Below are 15731 nucleotides of genomic sequence, written 5' to 3'. Positions count from 1 at the left end.
TCTTATTCCTCTTTGAGACCGTAGAGCTTGCGGCGGAAGGCGGCCTTGTCTTTCAGATATGTGCCCGTCAACGTCGCCACAACATATTCGCGGAACTTTTCGCTGTAGCGCTCGTAGGCACCGTAAAAACCCTGCTTGTCGAACACGAAGCGCGAGACGAAGTCGCGCGGCACGAGCTGCGAAATGAGCTGGTTGACCAGCCATCTGTCCGGATGGTCGGGGGCCGCCCTCGTAAGCAGGAACCGGTTTTCCGGTGCGATCTCCTGCATCTTGATCGTGCCGGTCGCGGCGATCGCCCGCGACATTTCCTGAAGGAAGGGATAGCTCCCGTCACGCGCGACGAGTGCGGCGTTGCGATGGATCCAGGTCTGCAGCCAGATCCGGTCTGCATTGAGGAGATCCGCATCCGGATCGGCCTCGTTGATCAGCCCGCGGATGACCATGTCGGCCCGGTGCTGGAACAGCCCCGACTCCTGCACCCAGGAGGCCTGCGGAAGTTGCAGCCGATTGGTCGAGGCCAGGAAATCGTAGATGCGCGCGTGATCGCCGATGGCGATGTAGCTCACCTGCCAGGGTCGCGAGCGCCGGAAGCCCGGCACCGAAGGATCGCAGATCACCGTCGTCGTCTTCTCGTCGAGGAACACGTAGACGCCGCCGAAATGGTTGGCCCAGAAAGCCTCGTGGCGGAAGACCAGCTCCTCGGGGACGAGCGCGTTCTGACGGATGTCGCCGGTCAGCTTGGCAAGTTCCACCATCCGGTTCAGCATCGCGTCGTCGGACCAGGCGGTCGGGACCTTCTTCAGCCGGTCGACAAGCTCTCGTAGCTCCGCCGCCTTGCCGAGCATGTCCTCGGCGGAGAGCACCCGGAAGCGGACCTCGTTGATCGACAAGAGATCGTCGATGTCCTCGACCACCGACACGGAATCCTCGATCTCGCCATAGAGCGCGTCCTTGATCGTGACCGCGTTGATCGCGCGCATGTTGGCGTTGAAGAACTCGTGCATCAGCGCCGCGGTATTGGAAAAGCTTGTATGGACGACCGGCAGCTCCGCCTGGGCCGGAGTCAGGACGATGAAGCGCCGGTTGACCCGGTTCGGGTCGAGATAGTCGCGGTCGCCGAGTTCATCGGCGATTTCCGGGGAGAAGCCGGTCATATCGATGCTGAAGCGTTTGAGCGCCGTCGGCTTCAACCCGAAGCCTTCGAGCGCCCTGTTGTAGCGCGCGACGAGGTGCGGCTCGGAGATATCGAGCAGCCGCCCGTAGATGAGTTCCGCTTCGAGGAGACGCTTCATGCGGCAATTCTCCGGGGCGCGGCGCGGCGCACGCTCTGCCCCTCACCCTGACCCTCTCCCCGCGCGCGGGGAGAGGGAATGGCGGCATACTCAAGGGCGCCCGTTTGCCGAAACGAAATCCCCCACAAATCGTCAAAGACCAACTCGGCGCCTAAGAGGTGTCGTTCGGAGGTGCGACCTTGTCCCCTCTCCCCGCCTGCGGGGAGAGGGTTAGTCCTCGGGTTAAACCCGAGGAGACGGGCAGAGCGATCGGCATGTCTCAATACGTCAGCCATCTCTTCCACCCGCCGGAATGAACGTTAAATCCACTCCCCTCACCTCAGCCGTCAGGCGCCTGTCCAGAATGGCGACGATTGTTTCAAGAACGGAGGCACGATCATGGAATATGTGCGTGTTCCAGAAGCGAGCCACACTCCAGCCGTTCAGGAGCATGTACCTGTCGCGCACAGAATCCTTACCGCTAGCCGCATCTTGACTGCCGTCAACCTCGATAACGAGACGTGCATCGCGGCAGGCGAAATCAGCAAAGTAGGCGCCGATAGGATATTGCCGCACGAACTTGAAGCCGTTGAGGCGCCGGTCCCTCAGCTCCGACCAAAGGATCGACTCCGCGTCGTTGTCGCCTTGCCTGAGATCTCTGGCCCGTTGCGTCCGGCGTTCGTTGGCTCCTCTCATTGGTGCCTCGCAGCCGGAGCGTTGCCCCTCACCCTAACCCTCTCCCCGCAAGCGGGGAGAGGGGACGAGGTACGCGTTCGCGTTTCTCCCCTTTTCATCCCTATAAGCACATTGGCTCTCTCGTGCAGAACTGCCTTACAGCAGGAAATGAATATCTGTGGCAGAAACCTGCGCTGCCCCTCCCTGCCTCGTCCCCTCTCCCCGCGTGCGGGGAGAGGGTTAGGGTGAGGGGCAAAGCCCAAGGCGCTGGCAAAGCACAAGGCCATAAGGTAATCACTCATCCCTGCCACCGGCCCTCGCGCTTCATCGTCTCGATCTCGCGGATCGCCTTCTCGCGCTGACGCTCGCGGCGGATGATCTCGGCAATGGCGGCGTCGTCCGATTTGTCGGTGTAGCGGAACTCGCTGTCGGCGTAGCGGTTGATCTCCTGCAGCACCATCTCGATGGTGATCGGGCCGCGCAGTTCCTCGATCATCCCCTTCTTCTCGTCGTAGGACTTGTGCATGAAGGAACCCGCATCCTTGAACCAGTCGTCCGGCAGTTCGACGTCCATCGCCCGCATCTTGATCGCGTCGGTGATGTTGCGGATCGCCCGGCCGGTGAAGCGCGGCTCGGCTTCCTTGATCATGTGCAGATAGGCGCCGACATCGGCAAGCGAGGCGATCTTGCCCTTCTCCTTTTCGTAGCGCTCCCAGACGGCGGCGAGCCCCTCCTCCTGCGGCCGCGCATGCGCCGCATAGGATTGCGAAACGGCGCGCTTGATCTCCTGCCCGGCATAGAGCTGGTGCTGACCGAGCGGGATCTCGTGGTTCTTGCCGACCAGCAGCGCGAAAATGTCGATATAGTCGGCCTCCGTCTGCGGCCCGTCGACGAGCCAGCGCGCGCCGGCCCGTTGGCGCAGCGCGTCGTCGACATTCTCCGGATGGTTCGAGAACATGCCGAAGGTGCAATTGCCGCGCACCACGGTCGAGGCGCCGGCGAAGCTTTCCATCAGTACCGCCGTCACCTCGTGCTGGCCGGCGGAAGCGCGATCGTCGGAGCGCTTCGCCGCCACCTGGTCGACATCGTCGATGGTGCCCAAGGCGATCGCCCGCGGGTTCATGACGTTGTTGACGAACTCCTTGCAGTTCTGGCCTGACTTGCCCTGGTAAGAGGAGATCTGGTCGACGCCGAAATTCTCGTAGTGGAAGGGGTAGCCGGCAACGCCGCAGTAGTCATGGAGCATGCCGGCAAGCATCTGGATCAATATCGTCTTGCCGGTTCCCGGCATCCCATCGCCGATGAAGGTGAAGAGGAAGCCGCCGAGCTCGACGAAGGGGTTCATCTGCCGGTCGAAGTCGTAGGCCATCAGCATCTTGGCGAGCTTCAGCGCCTGATGCTTGGCGATATGGTTGCCGATGATTTCTTCCGGCTTCTTGAAGGTCATGACCAGGGGTTTACGCTTCTGCCCGGGCGCGACATCGAACCCGTTGAGCGTGAAATCATCCTGGTCCAGCCGGATATGGACGTTCTCGAAATTCTGCAGCCCGGTGAATCGCGCCTTGCGGGCAAGCAATCCTTCGATCGCGACGCGGGAGAAGGCGCGAGAACGCGCCGTCAGGGCAAGATCGTCCGGGGCACCGGCGATGCTGCGATCGAGGGCGGCGACCATGCTTTTCAGCGCGTCCTGGGGAGTGTCGAAGAGAAAGTCCGGTTCGGCGGCATCGTCGACCGGCTCCCCCTCGCCCTGCAGCGTCGCGCCGAGATAGGCCGCAAGCGTAAAGGCGGCGACGTAAGCCGAAGCCGAAAGCAGAGCCTTGAAGTGGCTGGCGTCCTCACCGGCAAGTGGCGTGCCGGCATTGCGCGCCTGCAATTGTTCGAGGTTCGTCTGCCGGGCGAACACGTCCGAAACGGCAAGCGCCACCTGGACGCCGCGCCGGACGCGGTAGAGGACGGCGTGCTGTGCCGGCGAAAGCAGCGGATCGGCGCCGCGCTGGATGGTGCGTGCAAGCTCGACCTCGCGAGTCCGCCGCTGGCCGCCCGTCGAGACGGTCGAGACGAAGCGGCGCCCCGTCCCTGCAAGCGGCGTGCCCGCCGAAGGCTCGTCCCGCTCGAGAATGACGAGCTTGGTAACCAGGCTCTGCCCAACCGCCTGGTGCTTGGCGATGTCATCCTCATGCAGCGTCGTCAGGCCTGTATTCAGCGTCATCGCTCAAACCTCGCTCACCACCTGGTTGCCGGAGATCACATGCACCTTGTAGTCGCCAAAAACCTGCGCCGCCTCGCCGGCCGCGTAGAGCGCCTGGTAGGCGTCGTGCGGCACCAGGGCGTGTTTCTCATAGGCACTGACGCCCATGCGCGCGGCCTCGAGATTGCCGGTGTCGATGTGAAATTCCTCCTGAGCCGGCGTCGAGGACCAGAAGCCACGCTCGGCGGGGCGCTCGGCCTTGGAGAAGACCTCCTGCACCGTCCAGGTCAGGAGCCAGGCATTCTCCGTCTTGCGCACCTTCGAGAGGATGTCGTTGATCCGGGCATTGTTCTCGGTAATTCCGGCCGAATAGAACGGCCCGAGCACGATACGCCTCAACTGCTTCGGATGCAGTTCCGGGAAATCCTTGTCGAGATTGGTGGCGATCGTCACCGGCGTCAGCGAATAGGCGCTGTTCTTCGAGGCGAAATCGTCGAAACGGCTGGCAAGCTCCGGGTTGAGCAGCCCGCCGACCGGCAAGGGGATCTCGATCTCCGGGTTGAGCTTGCCGTCTTCGGTCACCAGCATCTCGACGATATTGTCCGAAGAATCATCGATCGTCGCCATGTAGATCATCGGGAGCGTCTGCGTGCCGTCAAAGGCGCCCCAGGCGACGACGTAATAGGGCCGCATCGTCTGCGGGTTGACACCGACCCGGATCGTCTCAGGCAGGATGAAGGGCGAGAAGATGTCGCCCTTGCCGATCTGCTCGAGATAGAGCCGCTCCGCCATGCGGGCTTGCAGCGCCTCCGGAAAGGCCTTCTGCCGCAGGATGAGATCGACCATCTCCTCCCGGAGCGAATCGGCGGATGGGATGCTCGCCAGCCGCTTTTCGGCGCTCTGCCGGTCGTTCTCGAGTTCCAGCACATTCTGGAAGACCGGAAACCCGCTCTCGGCGCGCGAGATGCGGAAGTGCTCGACGAAGCCGATGCGATTTTCCCAGCAGGCAACCGATGCCTTCAGCCGCATGAGATAGGGAACGATGACTTCGCCGACGACGGTGTCTCGATAAAGCGGCGAATTGCGGTCGCCGAGAAAAAGCTCGAGCCCTGCCAGAGCGGCCCTGATCGACGTGAAATATTGCCTTACGGCAGGAGATACGGCGGTATTCATGAAAATCCCTCCGGCAAATGCCGAAAGGCAGTCGGAAGGCTGGTCATTGTCGCCTTGCCGATCACTGCTTCACGTAGTTTGCGGCATTGTGCTTGTCCATCACCGTCTGGAAGCGACGGGCAAAGGCGTCGTCGGCCAGCTTCTTGCGCCGCTGGATATCCTGCGTCGCAAGCATGTTCTTTTCATGCATTTCGAGAAGGTCGCCGATATGGCGCTGGGCGGCGGCGCCAATTCCGGCCATCGTTTCCTCGGCGGCGGTGTCGACCTGGCTGCCGAGCGTGTTGATCTTGTGCGCCACATCCTGCTGTGCCGCCGTCTTCAGCGAATCCTCCAGCGACTTGTAGAGCACGATGCGCTGCTCGGTATCGATCGTCAGCTTGTTAATCAGCGTGTTCTGCGCGGCGATCTGATTGTTGAGCGAATCGACGAAGGTCTGGAACATCGCCGTGTAGCGCTCGAGCGTCTGGCTCTCGGCGAGCAGTTCCTGTTCCTTGGCCTGCTTCTCGTTGTACTCGGTTGCTAGCCGCGAGCGCTCGGCCTCAAGGTCGGTACGGGTCGTCTGATCCGTGGAAGCCGCGATTCGGTTCTCGATGTCGAGCAGCAGCGGATTGAGCTCCTCGATGCGCTTCTGGGTCTCCACGAGCGCGGCCATCGTACCCTTGCGGCGCTCGATCACCTGGATGAGGCTCTGCTCGGATGTCCTGTAGCGCTGGTCGAGGATCGCTTTCTGCTCCTTGAGGATGCCGACGATGGTGTCGGACTTGACGAGCAGCTCCTGGAGATTGCCGGCAAGCGACATGTTGCGTACCCGGTCGGTGCGCATGCGCTGCATCGACTGCTTGGAGAAGATGCCGATGAACTTCTCGTAGCCGGTATAGCTCTTCATGCTCTCGAATTCGGCACCGAAGACGTTCGTCGCATCTTCGAGGCCGATGATCAGATCGGCGATATTGGCTTCCATCGTCTTCTGCTGTTTGAGCACGTCCTGGATGCGGGCGTTCTCGATGTCGAAGTTGACGTCGCCGAGCTTGGTGTCGGCCTTGGCGAATTGCTCGAGGACGACGCCCGACTGTTCGAGCTTGCCGCGCATCTCGTCGACGACGCTGCGCGTCTTGGCGATCTCGGCGTCAAAATTCTGGAGAGTGGCCATTTCCTATCCCCTTCGTCCATCCGGGCATCCGTGCCCATGAACCTAACTGCTCAGCCCTTGATTGCACTTATATAAAGGGTGTTCAACAGGTCAGGACAAGAGATGCTGACGGGCTTTTTTCAACGTGCCGGAACGGTTCTTTCACGGGCCGGGAACGGGATTTTTGAGATAGGCGATGACATCGGCGATATCCGCCGGCTTTTTCAATCCTGGAAAACTCATGCGGGTGCCGCTCACCATGGCCGTGGGGCTCAGGAGATAGTCCGAGAGCGTCGCCTCGTCCCACACCTTGCCTTCAGCGCCGAACGCCCTCATAGCGTCGGAGTATCCGTAGCCGCTGTACGACGCGACGGGACGGCCGAAAACGCCCATCAAGCTCGGCCCCACCCGGTTTACCGGCTCCGTGGCCGTATGGCAGGCGCTGCATTTCCTGAAGATCGCCGCACCCGCCTTGGGGTCGCCATCCGCCAGGCCCGGTGTAGCGACAAGGACAAGACACGTGGCGAAGAAGGCGGACCGCATCGTTGGAACTCCCGTTGAGATTGGACGCCCTCGTCAGCCGTCGCGCATCTGGTCTTCCCAATGGCGACGGCAGTAGGACACGTATTTCTCGTTGCCGCCGACATCGACCTGCGCCCCCTCGCGCACGACATTGCCGTCGCCGTCCTGGCGCACGACCATCGTCGCCTTGCGTCCGCAATGGCAGATCGTCCTGACTTCACGCAGTTCGTCCGCAATCGCAAGCAGGGACATGGAGCCGGGAAAGAGCTTCCCCTGGAAATCCGTTCTCAAGCCATAGGCCATGACTGGAATGCCGAGGCGGTCAGCGACGCGCGCGAGCTGCCAGACTTGGTTCTCGCCGAGGAATTGCGCCTCGTCGACGAAAATGCAGGCGATGGCGCCGGAGCCGTCGCTGTTAAGACGTTCGACGAGGCTGTAGAGATCGTCATCGCCATGGAACGGGATGCCATCCGATCGGAGCCCGATGCGCGATGCGATGCGTCCCGTACCGGCGCGATCGTCGAAGGCGGCAATCAGCATCACGACGCGCATGCCGCGCTCCTGATAGTTGTAGGCGGCCTGCAGGAGCAGCGTGCTCTTGCCCGCATTCATCGTCGCGTAGCTGAAATAGAGTTTGGCCATGACCTCGGTTTCCAGACATCGTCTCCGCTAAATGACCGTGCAAATGGCTGATGACCAGAGCGCGTCGGCGCGACCCACAGGTTTTCGCCCTCGGCGGAAAGTGTTCCACCCCCCCGCGTCGCGCGTCAGCCTATCGGTGTTTGTGGAGCGTCATTTCGGAGCCATTGCGACATTCAGCGTCGTTTTGTGCATCCCCTTAATGGAATGAGACAATACACTTCCTTTAACGCCAAGGCCTTGAATTCGGGGCGCATTGGTGTTTGGCTAAAAAAAGAACACAGGCAGGGGAACGACAACGATGATAAGGACATTCTCACTCAAATTCATGCTGGCGGGGGCCATCTGCATGGCGGCGCTGACTGCCGGCAATGCGGCCGCGGCCGAGGCGGAAAGCTGCGGCACCGTCCGCTTCTCCGACGTCGGCTGGACGGACATCACCGCGACGACGGCGACGGCAACCACAATCCTGAAGGCGCTCGGCTATGAGACGGATGTCAAGGTGCTTTCGGTCCCCGTTACCTACACGTCGCTGAAGAACAAGGATATCGACGTCTTCCTTGGCAACTGGATGCCGACCATGGAAGCCGACATCAAGCCCTATCGCGACGACAAATCGGTCGAGACCGTCCGCCAGAATCTCGAAGGCGCCAAATACACGCTGGCGACCAACGCCAAGGGTGCCGAGCTCGGCATCAAGGACTTCAAGGACATTGCCGCCCACAAGGACGCGCTCGAAGGAAAGATCTACGGCATCGAGCCCGGCAATGACGGCAACCGCCTGATCATCGACATGGTCGAGAAGGGTACGTTCGACCTCAAGGGCTTCGAGGTCGTCGAATCCTCCGAACAGGGCATGCTGGCGCAGGTGGCGCGCGCCGAAAAGGATGGCGAGCCGATCGTCTTCCTCGGCTGGGAGCCGCATCCGATGAACGCCAACTTCAAGCTTACCTACCTCTCCGGCGGCGATGACATCTTCGGCCCGAACTTCGGCGGCGCCACGGTCCACACCAATGTGCGTGCCGGCTACACCACCGAATGCCCGAATGTCGGCGCCTTGCTCAAGAATCTGAACTTCTCGCTTGAGATGGAAAACGAGATCATGGGCAAGATCCTGAACGACGGCGAAGATCCGGAGAAGGCCGCTGCAGCCTGGCTGAAGGACAACCCCTCCGCCATCGAGCCCTGGCTTGCCGGCGTGACCACCAAGGATGGTGGCGATGGACTGGCTGCGGTGAAGGCCGAGCTCGGTCTCTGATTGCCGTAGCGCCGCGCGGCCGTTCGTCGCGCAAAGGTCGCTGCAGCACTCCAAGATTGCTGCATGCCTCAGTCCTCTGATCGGCTTTGATTGAAGGAAACATGCAGTCGGGCGGGGAACTCCCCCGCCCTTTTCCACCGCTTCATGCGATCAGTGTTTGACCCTGACAAGAGGGATCCAGTTTCGTGGAATTTCTGACTGATAATCGCATCCCGATCGGCGGCTGGGCCAAGGCGTTCGTCGACTGGCTGACGACGAATTTCGAGCTGTTCTTCGACCAGCTCGCAAATCTGCTCTCGGGCATCATCTCGGTCCTGCTCTACATCCTCCAGACGCCGCACCCGCTCATCGTCATTGCGATCGTGACCGCACTTGCGTGGTGGTTTCGCCGCTCGATCGGCATCGCCGTATTCACCTGTCTTGGGCTGCTCCTGATCGTCAATCAGGGCTACTGGCAGGAAACGACGGAGACGCTGGCGCTGGTGCTCGCGGCGAGCTTCGTCAGCATGGCCGTCGGCGTGCCGCTCGGCATCGTGGCCGCGCGGCGCGCCTGGGTCTACTCGATCATGCGCCCGATCCTCGACCTGATGCAGACGATCCCGACCTTCGTCTATCTCATTCCGGCGCTGATCCTTTTCGGCCTCGGCATGGTGCCGGGGCTGATCGCGACGGTTATTTTCGCCATTCCCGCACCGATCCGCCTGACGCGTCTCGGCATCATCTCGACGCCGCCGTCGCTGGTCGAGGCGGCCGAGTCCTTCGGCGCCACCCCATGGCAGGTGCTGCGCAAGGTCGAGATCCCGTTCGCCATGCCGCAGATCATGGCCGGGCTGACGCAGACGATCATGCTGTCGCTCTCGATGGTGGTCATCGCCGCGCTCGTCGGTGCCGACGGCCTCGGCGTGCCCGTCCTTCGGGCGCTGAACACGGTCAATATCGCCAGGGGGTTCGAGTCCGGGCTCTGTATCGTCATCCTGGCCATCGTTCTCGACCGTCTTTTCCGCACGTCCGACGAAGGAGAAGGCGCATGACCGAAGCCGTCGTTTTCAAGAATGTCGACATCATCTTCGGCAAGAACCCGCAGCCTGCCCTGCAGATGGTCGATCAGGGCAAGACCCGCGACGAGATCGGCGCCGCCACAGGCCACGTGCTTGGCGTTGCCGGCGCCTCGCTGGCGATCCACGAAGGCGAGATCCTCGTGCTGATGGGCCTGTCCGGCTCCGGCAAGTCGACGCTGCTGCGAGCCGTCAACGGGCTTGCCCCTGTCGTCCGCGGCGAGGTCGAGGTCAAGACTCCGGGCGGATCGCTGAACCCGTACCGTTGCAACGCCAAGGCTCTGCGGGACTTCCGCATGCACACGGTGTCGATGGTGTTCCAGCAGTTCGCCCTGCTTCCCTGGCGCACGGTGGCCGACAATGTCGGCTTCGGCCTCGAACTGGCGGGGGTGGGCGACGCCGAGCGGAAGAAGCGCGTCGGCGAGCAGCTTGAACTCGTCAACCTGACCAAGTGGGCGGACCGCAAGGTGAACGAGCTTTCGGGCGGCATGCAACAGCGCGTCGGCCTGGCACGGGCCTTCGCCACCGGCGCCCCGATCCTTCTGATGGATGAGCCGTTCTCGGCCCTCGACCCGTTGATCCGCACGCGCCTGCAGGACGAACTGCTCGAATTCCAGCGGCGGCTGAAGAAGACGATCATCTTCGTCAGCCACGACCTCGACGAGGCCTTCCGCATCGGCAATCGCATCGCCATCATGGAGGGCGGGCGAATCATCCAGTGCGGCACGCCGCAGGAGATCGTCAAGAACCCCGCCAACCAATACGTGGCCGATTTCGTCCAGCACATGAACCCCATCACCATGCTGACGGCGAAGGACGTGATGCAGACCGGCGTCGAGCGAGCCGCTGCCAATGCCGGCGTGACGGCAACCGCCAAGCCCACCACGCCGCTCGTCGACATCCTCGACGCCATGTCCCGCCAGCCTGGCAGCATCGGCGTCGTCGATAACGGCGCGGTGGTCGGGACCATCGACGCGCAAAACATCGTCGAAGGCCTGACACGCCACCGCAGCAAAGATTGACGCGGTAAACCGAGCGGTTCAAAAGAAGCCTGGAGCAGCCGCTCCGGGCTTTTTTGTTTGGACTCACCGCGAGGAAGCGCATCATGAGCGACAAACCGAACGTCCTGCGTGAGACCGACGACGAGGCACGCAAGCTTGCCCGCACGTTGCTCCGCTCGGCGCGAAGCGGCGCGCTCGCTGTGCTCGAGCCCGAAGGCAACGGCTTCCCCTTCGTCAGCCGCGTGTTGATCGGCATCGACATTGACGGAGCGCCGGTCATTCTCGTCTCGCGGCTTTCGACCCATACCCAGGCGCTCATTGCCGACCCGCGCGCCTCCCTGCTGGCGGGCGAGCCGGGCAAGGGCGATCCCCTCGCCCATCCGCGCCTGACCATCCAATGCGAGGCCGAAGAGGTCGCGCGCGACAGCGCCGCGCATGGCCGCATCCGCGAACGTTTTCTTCGCCGCCACCCTAAAGCCCGGCTCTATGTGGATTTTCCGGATTTCGGCTTTTTCCGCCTTGCCCCGCTGCGCGCCAGCCTCAATGGCGGCTTCGGCCGCGCCTATGCGCTGACTGACAGGGACCTCGTCATTGCTTCGCCCGCGATCGCCGCGCTCGCCGAGATGGAGGGCAGTGCGATCGAGCATATGAACGCCGATCACAGAGACGCCGTGAAGCACTATGCGACATTTCACTGCCGTGCGGCGGAAGGCGACTGGAAGATCGTCGGAATCGATGCGGCCGGCCTCGACCTTTCCGACGGAGAGAGATTGCAGCGTCTGGAATTTGACGCGGTTATCGAAAACACGGTGCAGTTGCGGCCAATTTTGAAAAAACTTAACGGTTAATCGGCACTTAGCTACCCCCAATTCTTGCAGTGGGTAGTTGCCCTTTTATGCATCACGGCTAATTATCGTGCTTCGTAAAATATAACTACGTGTGATGTAATCCTCGCATGGAGCACGCAATGCAGCCACTTTCGCCTGAAAAACATGAGGAAGCGGAGATCGCAGCCGGTTTCCTCTCGGCCATGGCAAATCCAAAACGCCTGCTCATTCTCGACTCTCTGGTCAAGGAGGAAATGGCGGTAGGCACATTGGCCAACAAGGTCGGGCTGAGCCAGTCGGCTCTTTCGCAGCACCTCTCGAAGTTGCGTGCCCAGAATCTGGTTAGCACCCGTCGTGACGCCCAGACGATCTATTACTCGAGTTCGTCCGATGCCGTCATGAAGATTTTGGGCGCCCTCTCCGAAATCTACGGCGCCGCCGCGAGCGTCGTGGTAGAAAAGCCCCTCGTACGCAAGTCGGCCTGACTCCCAAGACGCCGGCAAGAGCTGCAAGTCCAAAGCCCCGACGAGCAATCGCGGGGCTTATTTCTTGCGCAAGAGCGAACCACCGCAAGGCCTCCGCAGGCTTGACGCTCACAGGGGCGCTGATAATTTGACCAACGGGTAAAAGAATCCGGATCCGCTCAGCTGCTCACGCCTGCGGCAACAAGATCCGACGAGGAGAACAGGACATGTCGAGCCGTCTTAACACCACCCCGAACGACCTCAGCGCCTTCTGGATGCCGTTCACCGCCAATCGGCAGTTCAAGAAGGAGCCGCGCCTCTTCGTCGGCGCAAAAGACATGTACTACACCACCCATGACGGGCGGACAGTGCTCGATGGAACGGCCGGGCTCTGGTGCGTCAATGCGGGTCACTGTCGGCCGAAGATCACCGAGGCGATCCGCGAACAGGCGGGCGAACTCGACTATGCGCCGGCCTTTCAGCTTGGTCATCCAAAGGCTTTCGAACTTGCCAACCGGCTTGTCGACATCGCGCCTGAGGGGCTGAACCATGTTCTCTACACCAATTCCGGTTCGGAATCGGTCGACACCGCCTTGAAGGTGGCGCTCGCCTATCACCGTGCCAAGGGCAACGGCTCGCGCTTCCGCCTGATCGGCCGCGAGCGCGGCTATCACGGCGTCAATTTCGGCGGCATTTCGGTCGGCGGCATCGTCGCCAACCGCAAGATGTTCGGCACGCTGCTGACCGGCGTCGACCATCTGCCGCACACCCACCTGCCCGCCAAGAATGCGTTTACCCGCGGCGAGCCCGAGCACGGCGCCGATCTCGCGAGCGAACTGGAGCGGATCGTCACCCTCCACGACGCCTCGACGATCGCGGCTGTCATCGTCGAGCCGGTCGCCGGCTCCACCGGCGTGCTCATCCCGCCGAAAGGTTATCTCCAGAAGCTGCGCGAGATCTGCACCAAGCACGGTATCCTCTTGATCTTCGACGAGGTCATCACCGGTTACGGCCGCCTCGGCACGCCCTTCGCGGCGCAATATTTCGACGTGAAGCCCGATATCATCACCACCGCCAAGGGTCTCACCAACGGCGTGATCCCGATGGGCGCGGTGTTCGTCACCTCGGAAATTCACGATGCTTTCATGACCGGGCCGGAGCATCTGATCGAGTTCTTCCACGGCTATACCTATTCCGGCAACCCGATCGCCTCGGCCGCAGCACTCGGAACGCTCGACACCTACAAGGCGGAAGGCCTCCTGACGCGCGCCGCCGAGCTCGCGCCTTATTGGGAAGAGGCGCTGCATTCGCTGAAGGACTGCCCGCACGTCATCGACATCCGCAACATCGGCCTGATCGGCGCGGTCGAGCTCGAGCCGATCGCCGGAGAGCCGACGAAGCGTGCCTTCTCCGCCTTCCTGAAGGCCTACGAGAAGGGCCTCTTGATCCGCACGACCGGCGATATCATCGCGCTGTCGCCGCCGTTGATCATCGAGAAACACCAGATCGACGAACTCTTCGACAAGCTGCGCGACGTTCTGAAGAGCAATATCTGAGAATTCACGCTCGCGATTCTCGAACCCTTTCCCCGCGCGCGGAGAGAGGGTTATTGTCGTCAGCAAAGCAGCAAGGGGCGAGGTGCAGGCATGTCCGATGCGCTGGAACGGCTAATCGATCAAGGCGTCGGCCGAAAACCGGCCGACATCGTGCTCAAGGGCGGGCAGTTTTTCGATCTCGCCACCGGCGAACTCGTCGCATCCGACATTGCCATGTCGGGTGACCGGATCGTCGGCACCTGCGGCGACTACGAGGGGCGCGAGGAGATCGACGTCTCCGGCCGCATCGTCGTTCCCGGCTTTATCGACACGCATCTGCACATCGAATCCTCTCTCGTCACCCCGCACGAATTCGACCGCTGCGTCCTGCCGCTCGGCATCACGACGGCGATCTGCGATCCGCACGAGATCGCCAACGTGCTCGGCACCGAGGGTATCCAGTTCTTCCTGGACTCGGCGGTCGAAACGATAATGGACATCCGCGTCCAGCTTTCCTCCTGCGTGCCGGCAACGCATCTGGAGACGGCCGGCGCCGATCTGCCGATCGAGCGGCTCACGCCTTTTCGCCATCACCCCAAGGTGATCGGCCTTGCCGAATTCATGAATTTCCCCGGCGTCATCCACAAGGATCCGGTCTGCCTCGCCAAGCTCGACGCCTTCCAGGGCGGCCACATCGATGGCCATGCACCGCTCTTGCGCGGCAAGGAACTGAACGGTTACCTCGCAACCGGCATCCGCACCGACCACGAATGCACGAGCGCCGAGGAAGCGCTCGAAAAGATCCGCAAGGGCATGCACATCCTCGTGCGCGAAGGATCGGTCTCGAAAGACCTGCATGCGCTGATGCCGATCATCACCGAGCGGCTCTCGCCCTATCTGGCGCTCTGCACGGACGATCGCAATCCGCTCGACATCGCCGAACAGGGCCATCTCGACCACATGATCCGCACGGCGATCGCTGCGGGCGTCGAGCCGCTGGCGGTCTATCGCGCCGCCTCGATCTCGGCGGCGCGTGCCTTCGGGCTTAGCGACCGCGGCCTGGTTGCGCCGGGTTGGCGGGCTGATCTCGTCGTCGTCGACAGCTTGGAAAATTGCAAGGCCGAGATGGTCTTTTCTGGCGGAAGGCGTGTGACCGACGCCCTCTTTGCCCGGCGCAAACCGGTCGAGCCGGTCGGGCTCGACAGCGTCAAGGCGCGTGAGGTCAAGGCGGCCGATTTCGCCGTGCCCCACAGCGATGGCGAGACCTCGGTGATCGGTGTGCTGCCCGGCAAGATCATCACCGAGCACCGGCGCTTTCGCCTGCCGGCCGAGGGCAACCAGACTGGTCCCGATCTCGACCGTGACATCATCAAGGTCGCCGTCATCGAACGCCACGGCGTCAACGGCAATCATGCCAACGGCTTCGTCCAGGGCTTCGGCCTGAAGAAAGGCGCCATCGCCTCCACCGTCGGCCACGACAGCCACAATATCTGCGTTGTCGGGGTGAGCGAGGAGGACATGGCGGTTGCCGCCAATCGCCTCGGTCAGATCAGGGGCGGCTTCGTCGTCGTCGAGAATGGCAAGGTGACCGGCGAAATCGCATTGCCGATCGCCGGACTGATGAGCCTGGAGCCTTATGAGCGCGTGCGCGACATCCTCCACCACCTGCGCCAGGCCGCCTTCGCGCTCGGAGCGACGCTGGAAGAGCCTTTCCTGCAGCTCGCCTTCCTGCCGCTGCCGGTGATCCCGCACCTGAAGATTTCGGATCGCGGCCTCGTGGACGTCGACAAGTTCGCGCTGATCGGGTGAAGTCGGCCGGACCGTCGCTCAATTTGCCCCGTTTTCGCCGATGCTCCGCTCGTCGGCCGCAGTCCTCTGCCTTGAGCCGACTGGCACCGCCTTCCCCTCCTGCTCCGTCATCCTCGGCCATGAGCCGAGGATCCGGGCGCATGTCTTGACGCGCGACACAAGAGGATCGCGCGCCGGCAACATCA

Annotated in this window: 14 protein-coding genes; 7 read left to right on the top strand and 7 right to left on the bottom strand. The window is 62.2% G+C overall.

Annotation, left to right across the window (positions count from 1 at the left end; translation table 11 throughout):
* Nucleotides 1-2: 2 nt before the first annotated feature.
* From AU381_RS15735 to AU381_RS15700, 7 genes are all read right to left on the bottom strand, one after another.
* Nucleotides 3-1292 (bottom strand): DUF6638 family protein, encoded by a 1290-nt coding sequence (locus AU381_RS15735; RefSeq protein ID WP_064242695.1) that lies wholly within the window; start codon nucleotides 1290-1292, stop codon nucleotides 3-5.
* A gap of 267 nt (nucleotides 1293-1559) precedes the next feature.
* Nucleotides 1560-1967, bottom strand: coding sequence for an endonuclease domain-containing protein (locus AU381_RS15725; RefSeq protein WP_064242693.1), 408 nt, complete (start codon nucleotides 1965-1967; stop codon nucleotides 1560-1562).
* A gap of 277 nt (nucleotides 1968-2244) precedes the next feature.
* Nucleotides 2245-4155 carry an AAA family ATPase gene (locus AU381_RS15720; protein ID WP_064242692.1) on the bottom strand — a complete coding sequence of 637 codons (1911 nt, stop codon included), beginning with the start codon at nucleotides 4153-4155 and terminating at the stop codon, nucleotides 2245-2247.
* Between the two features lie 3 nt (nucleotides 4156-4158).
* Entirely contained in the window at nucleotides 4159-5307 is a 1149-nt protein-coding gene (locus AU381_RS15715; protein ID WP_064242691.1) for a hypothetical protein, read from the bottom strand.
* 61 nt (nucleotides 5308-5368) lie between these two features.
* Entirely contained in the window at nucleotides 5369-6457 is a 1089-nt protein-coding gene (locus AU381_RS15710) for a hypothetical protein (protein WP_064242690.1), read from the bottom strand.
* Nucleotides 6458-6598: 141 nt separating this feature from the next.
* On the bottom strand, nucleotides 6599-6979 hold the full coding sequence (locus tag AU381_RS15705; protein ID WP_064242689.1) for a c-type cytochrome: 381 nt from the start codon (nucleotides 6977-6979) through the stop codon (nucleotides 6599-6601).
* A 33-nt stretch (nucleotides 6980-7012) separates the two neighbouring features.
* Nucleotides 7013-7600, bottom strand: coding sequence for a thymidine kinase (locus tag AU381_RS15700; RefSeq protein ID WP_064242688.1), 588 nt, complete (start codon nucleotides 7598-7600; stop codon nucleotides 7013-7015).
* 298 nt (nucleotides 7601-7898) lie between these two features.
* Between AU381_RS15700 and AU381_RS15695 the strand changes: the two genes are divergently transcribed.
* The 7 genes from AU381_RS15695 (at nucleotide 7899) to ade (ending at nucleotide 15546) form a co-directional block, all read left to right on the top strand.
* The gene (locus tag AU381_RS15695) at nucleotides 7899-8855 is read left to right on the top strand and encodes a choline ABC transporter substrate-binding protein (RefSeq protein ID WP_064242687.1); all 957 of its coding nucleotides are present in this window, start codon (nucleotides 7899-7901) and stop codon (nucleotides 8853-8855) included.
* A gap of 185 nt (nucleotides 8856-9040) precedes the next feature.
* Entirely contained in the window at nucleotides 9041-9886 is an 846-nt protein-coding gene (choW, locus tag AU381_RS15690) for a choline ABC transporter permease subunit (protein WP_064242686.1), read from the top strand.
* The gene (gene choV / locus AU381_RS15685) at nucleotides 9883-10932 is read left to right on the top strand and encodes a choline ABC transporter ATP-binding protein (RefSeq protein ID WP_064242685.1); all 1050 of its coding nucleotides are present in this window, start codon (nucleotides 9883-9885) and stop codon (nucleotides 10930-10932) included. The genes choW and choV overlap by 4 nt, the downstream gene beginning before the upstream one ends.
* Nucleotides 10933-11015: 83 nt before the next feature.
* Entirely contained in the window at nucleotides 11016-11759 is a 744-nt protein-coding gene (locus AU381_RS15680) for a HugZ family pyridoxamine 5'-phosphate oxidase (protein ID WP_064242684.1), read from the top strand.
* Nucleotides 11760-11878: 119 nt separating this feature from the next.
* Nucleotides 11879-12223 carry an ArsR/SmtB family transcription factor gene (locus tag AU381_RS15675; protein ID WP_064242683.1) on the top strand — a complete coding sequence of 115 codons (345 nt, stop codon included), beginning with the start codon at nucleotides 11879-11881 and terminating at the stop codon, nucleotides 12221-12223.
* 206 nt (nucleotides 12224-12429) lie between these two features.
* Nucleotides 12430-13758 carry an omega-aminotransferase AptA gene (aptA, locus tag AU381_RS15670; RefSeq protein ID WP_064242682.1) on the top strand — a complete coding sequence of 443 codons (1329 nt, stop codon included), beginning with the start codon at nucleotides 12430-12432 and terminating at the stop codon, nucleotides 13756-13758.
* Between the two features lie 90 nt (nucleotides 13759-13848).
* Nucleotides 13849-15546: an adenine deaminase gene (ade, locus tag AU381_RS15665; RefSeq protein WP_064242681.1), complete on the top strand. Its 1698-nt coding sequence runs from the start codon at nucleotides 13849-13851 to the stop codon at nucleotides 15544-15546.
* The last annotated feature ends 185 nt before the right edge of the window (nucleotides 15547-15731 follow it).

Source organism: Sinorhizobium glycinis, from assembly GCF_001651865.1.
Lineage (GTDB): Bacteria > Pseudomonadota > Alphaproteobacteria > Rhizobiales > Rhizobiaceae > Sinorhizobium > Sinorhizobium glycinis.
The sequence above is the reverse complement of the archived record's forward strand: the minus strand, read 5'-3'. Positions and strand labels throughout refer to the sequence as shown.

Excerpts from the sequence above, each read along its gene's own strand:
- AU381_RS15715 (WP_064242691.1), bottom strand. The coding sequence starts at position 5,307 with ATGAATACCGCCGTATCTCCTGCCGTAAGGCAATATTTCACGTCGATC.
- AU381_RS15735 (WP_064242695.1), bottom strand. The coding sequence starts at position 1,292 with ATGAAGCGTCTCCTCGAAGCGGAACTCATCTACGGGCGGCTGCTCGAT.
- AU381_RS15695 (WP_064242687.1), top strand. The coding sequence starts at position 7,899 with ATGATAAGGACATTCTCACTCAAATTCATGCTGGCGGGGGCCATCTGC.
- choV (WP_064242685.1), top strand. The coding sequence starts at position 9,883 with ATGACCGAAGCCGTCGTTTTCAAGAATGTCGACATCATCTTCGGCAAG.
- AU381_RS15725 (WP_064242693.1), bottom strand. The coding sequence starts at position 1,967 with ATGAGAGGAGCCAACGAACGCCGGACGCAACGGGCCAGAGATCTCAGG.
- AU381_RS15720 (WP_064242692.1), bottom strand. The coding sequence starts at position 4,155 with ATGACGCTGAATACAGGCCTGACGACGCTGCATGAGGATGACATCGCC.
- aptA (WP_064242682.1), top strand. The coding sequence starts at position 12,430 with ATGTCGAGCCGTCTTAACACCACCCCGAACGACCTCAGCGCCTTCTGG.
- ade (WP_064242681.1), top strand. The coding sequence starts at position 13,849 with ATGTCCGATGCGCTGGAACGGCTAATCGATCAAGGCGTCGGCCGAAAA.
- AU381_RS15705 (WP_064242689.1), bottom strand. The coding sequence starts at position 6,979 with ATGCGGTCCGCCTTCTTCGCCACGTGTCTTGTCCTTGTCGCTACACCG.
- AU381_RS15680 (WP_064242684.1), top strand. The coding sequence starts at position 11,016 with ATGAGCGACAAACCGAACGTCCTGCGTGAGACCGACGACGAGGCACGC.
- AU381_RS15710 (WP_064242690.1), bottom strand. The coding sequence starts at position 6,457 with ATGGCCACTCTCCAGAATTTTGACGCCGAGATCGCCAAGACGCGCAGC.
- AU381_RS15675 (WP_064242683.1), top strand. The coding sequence starts at position 11,879 with ATGCAGCCACTTTCGCCTGAAAAACATGAGGAAGCGGAGATCGCAGCC.
- AU381_RS15700 (WP_064242688.1), bottom strand. The coding sequence starts at position 7,600 with ATGGCCAAACTCTATTTCAGCTACGCGACGATGAATGCGGGCAAGAGC.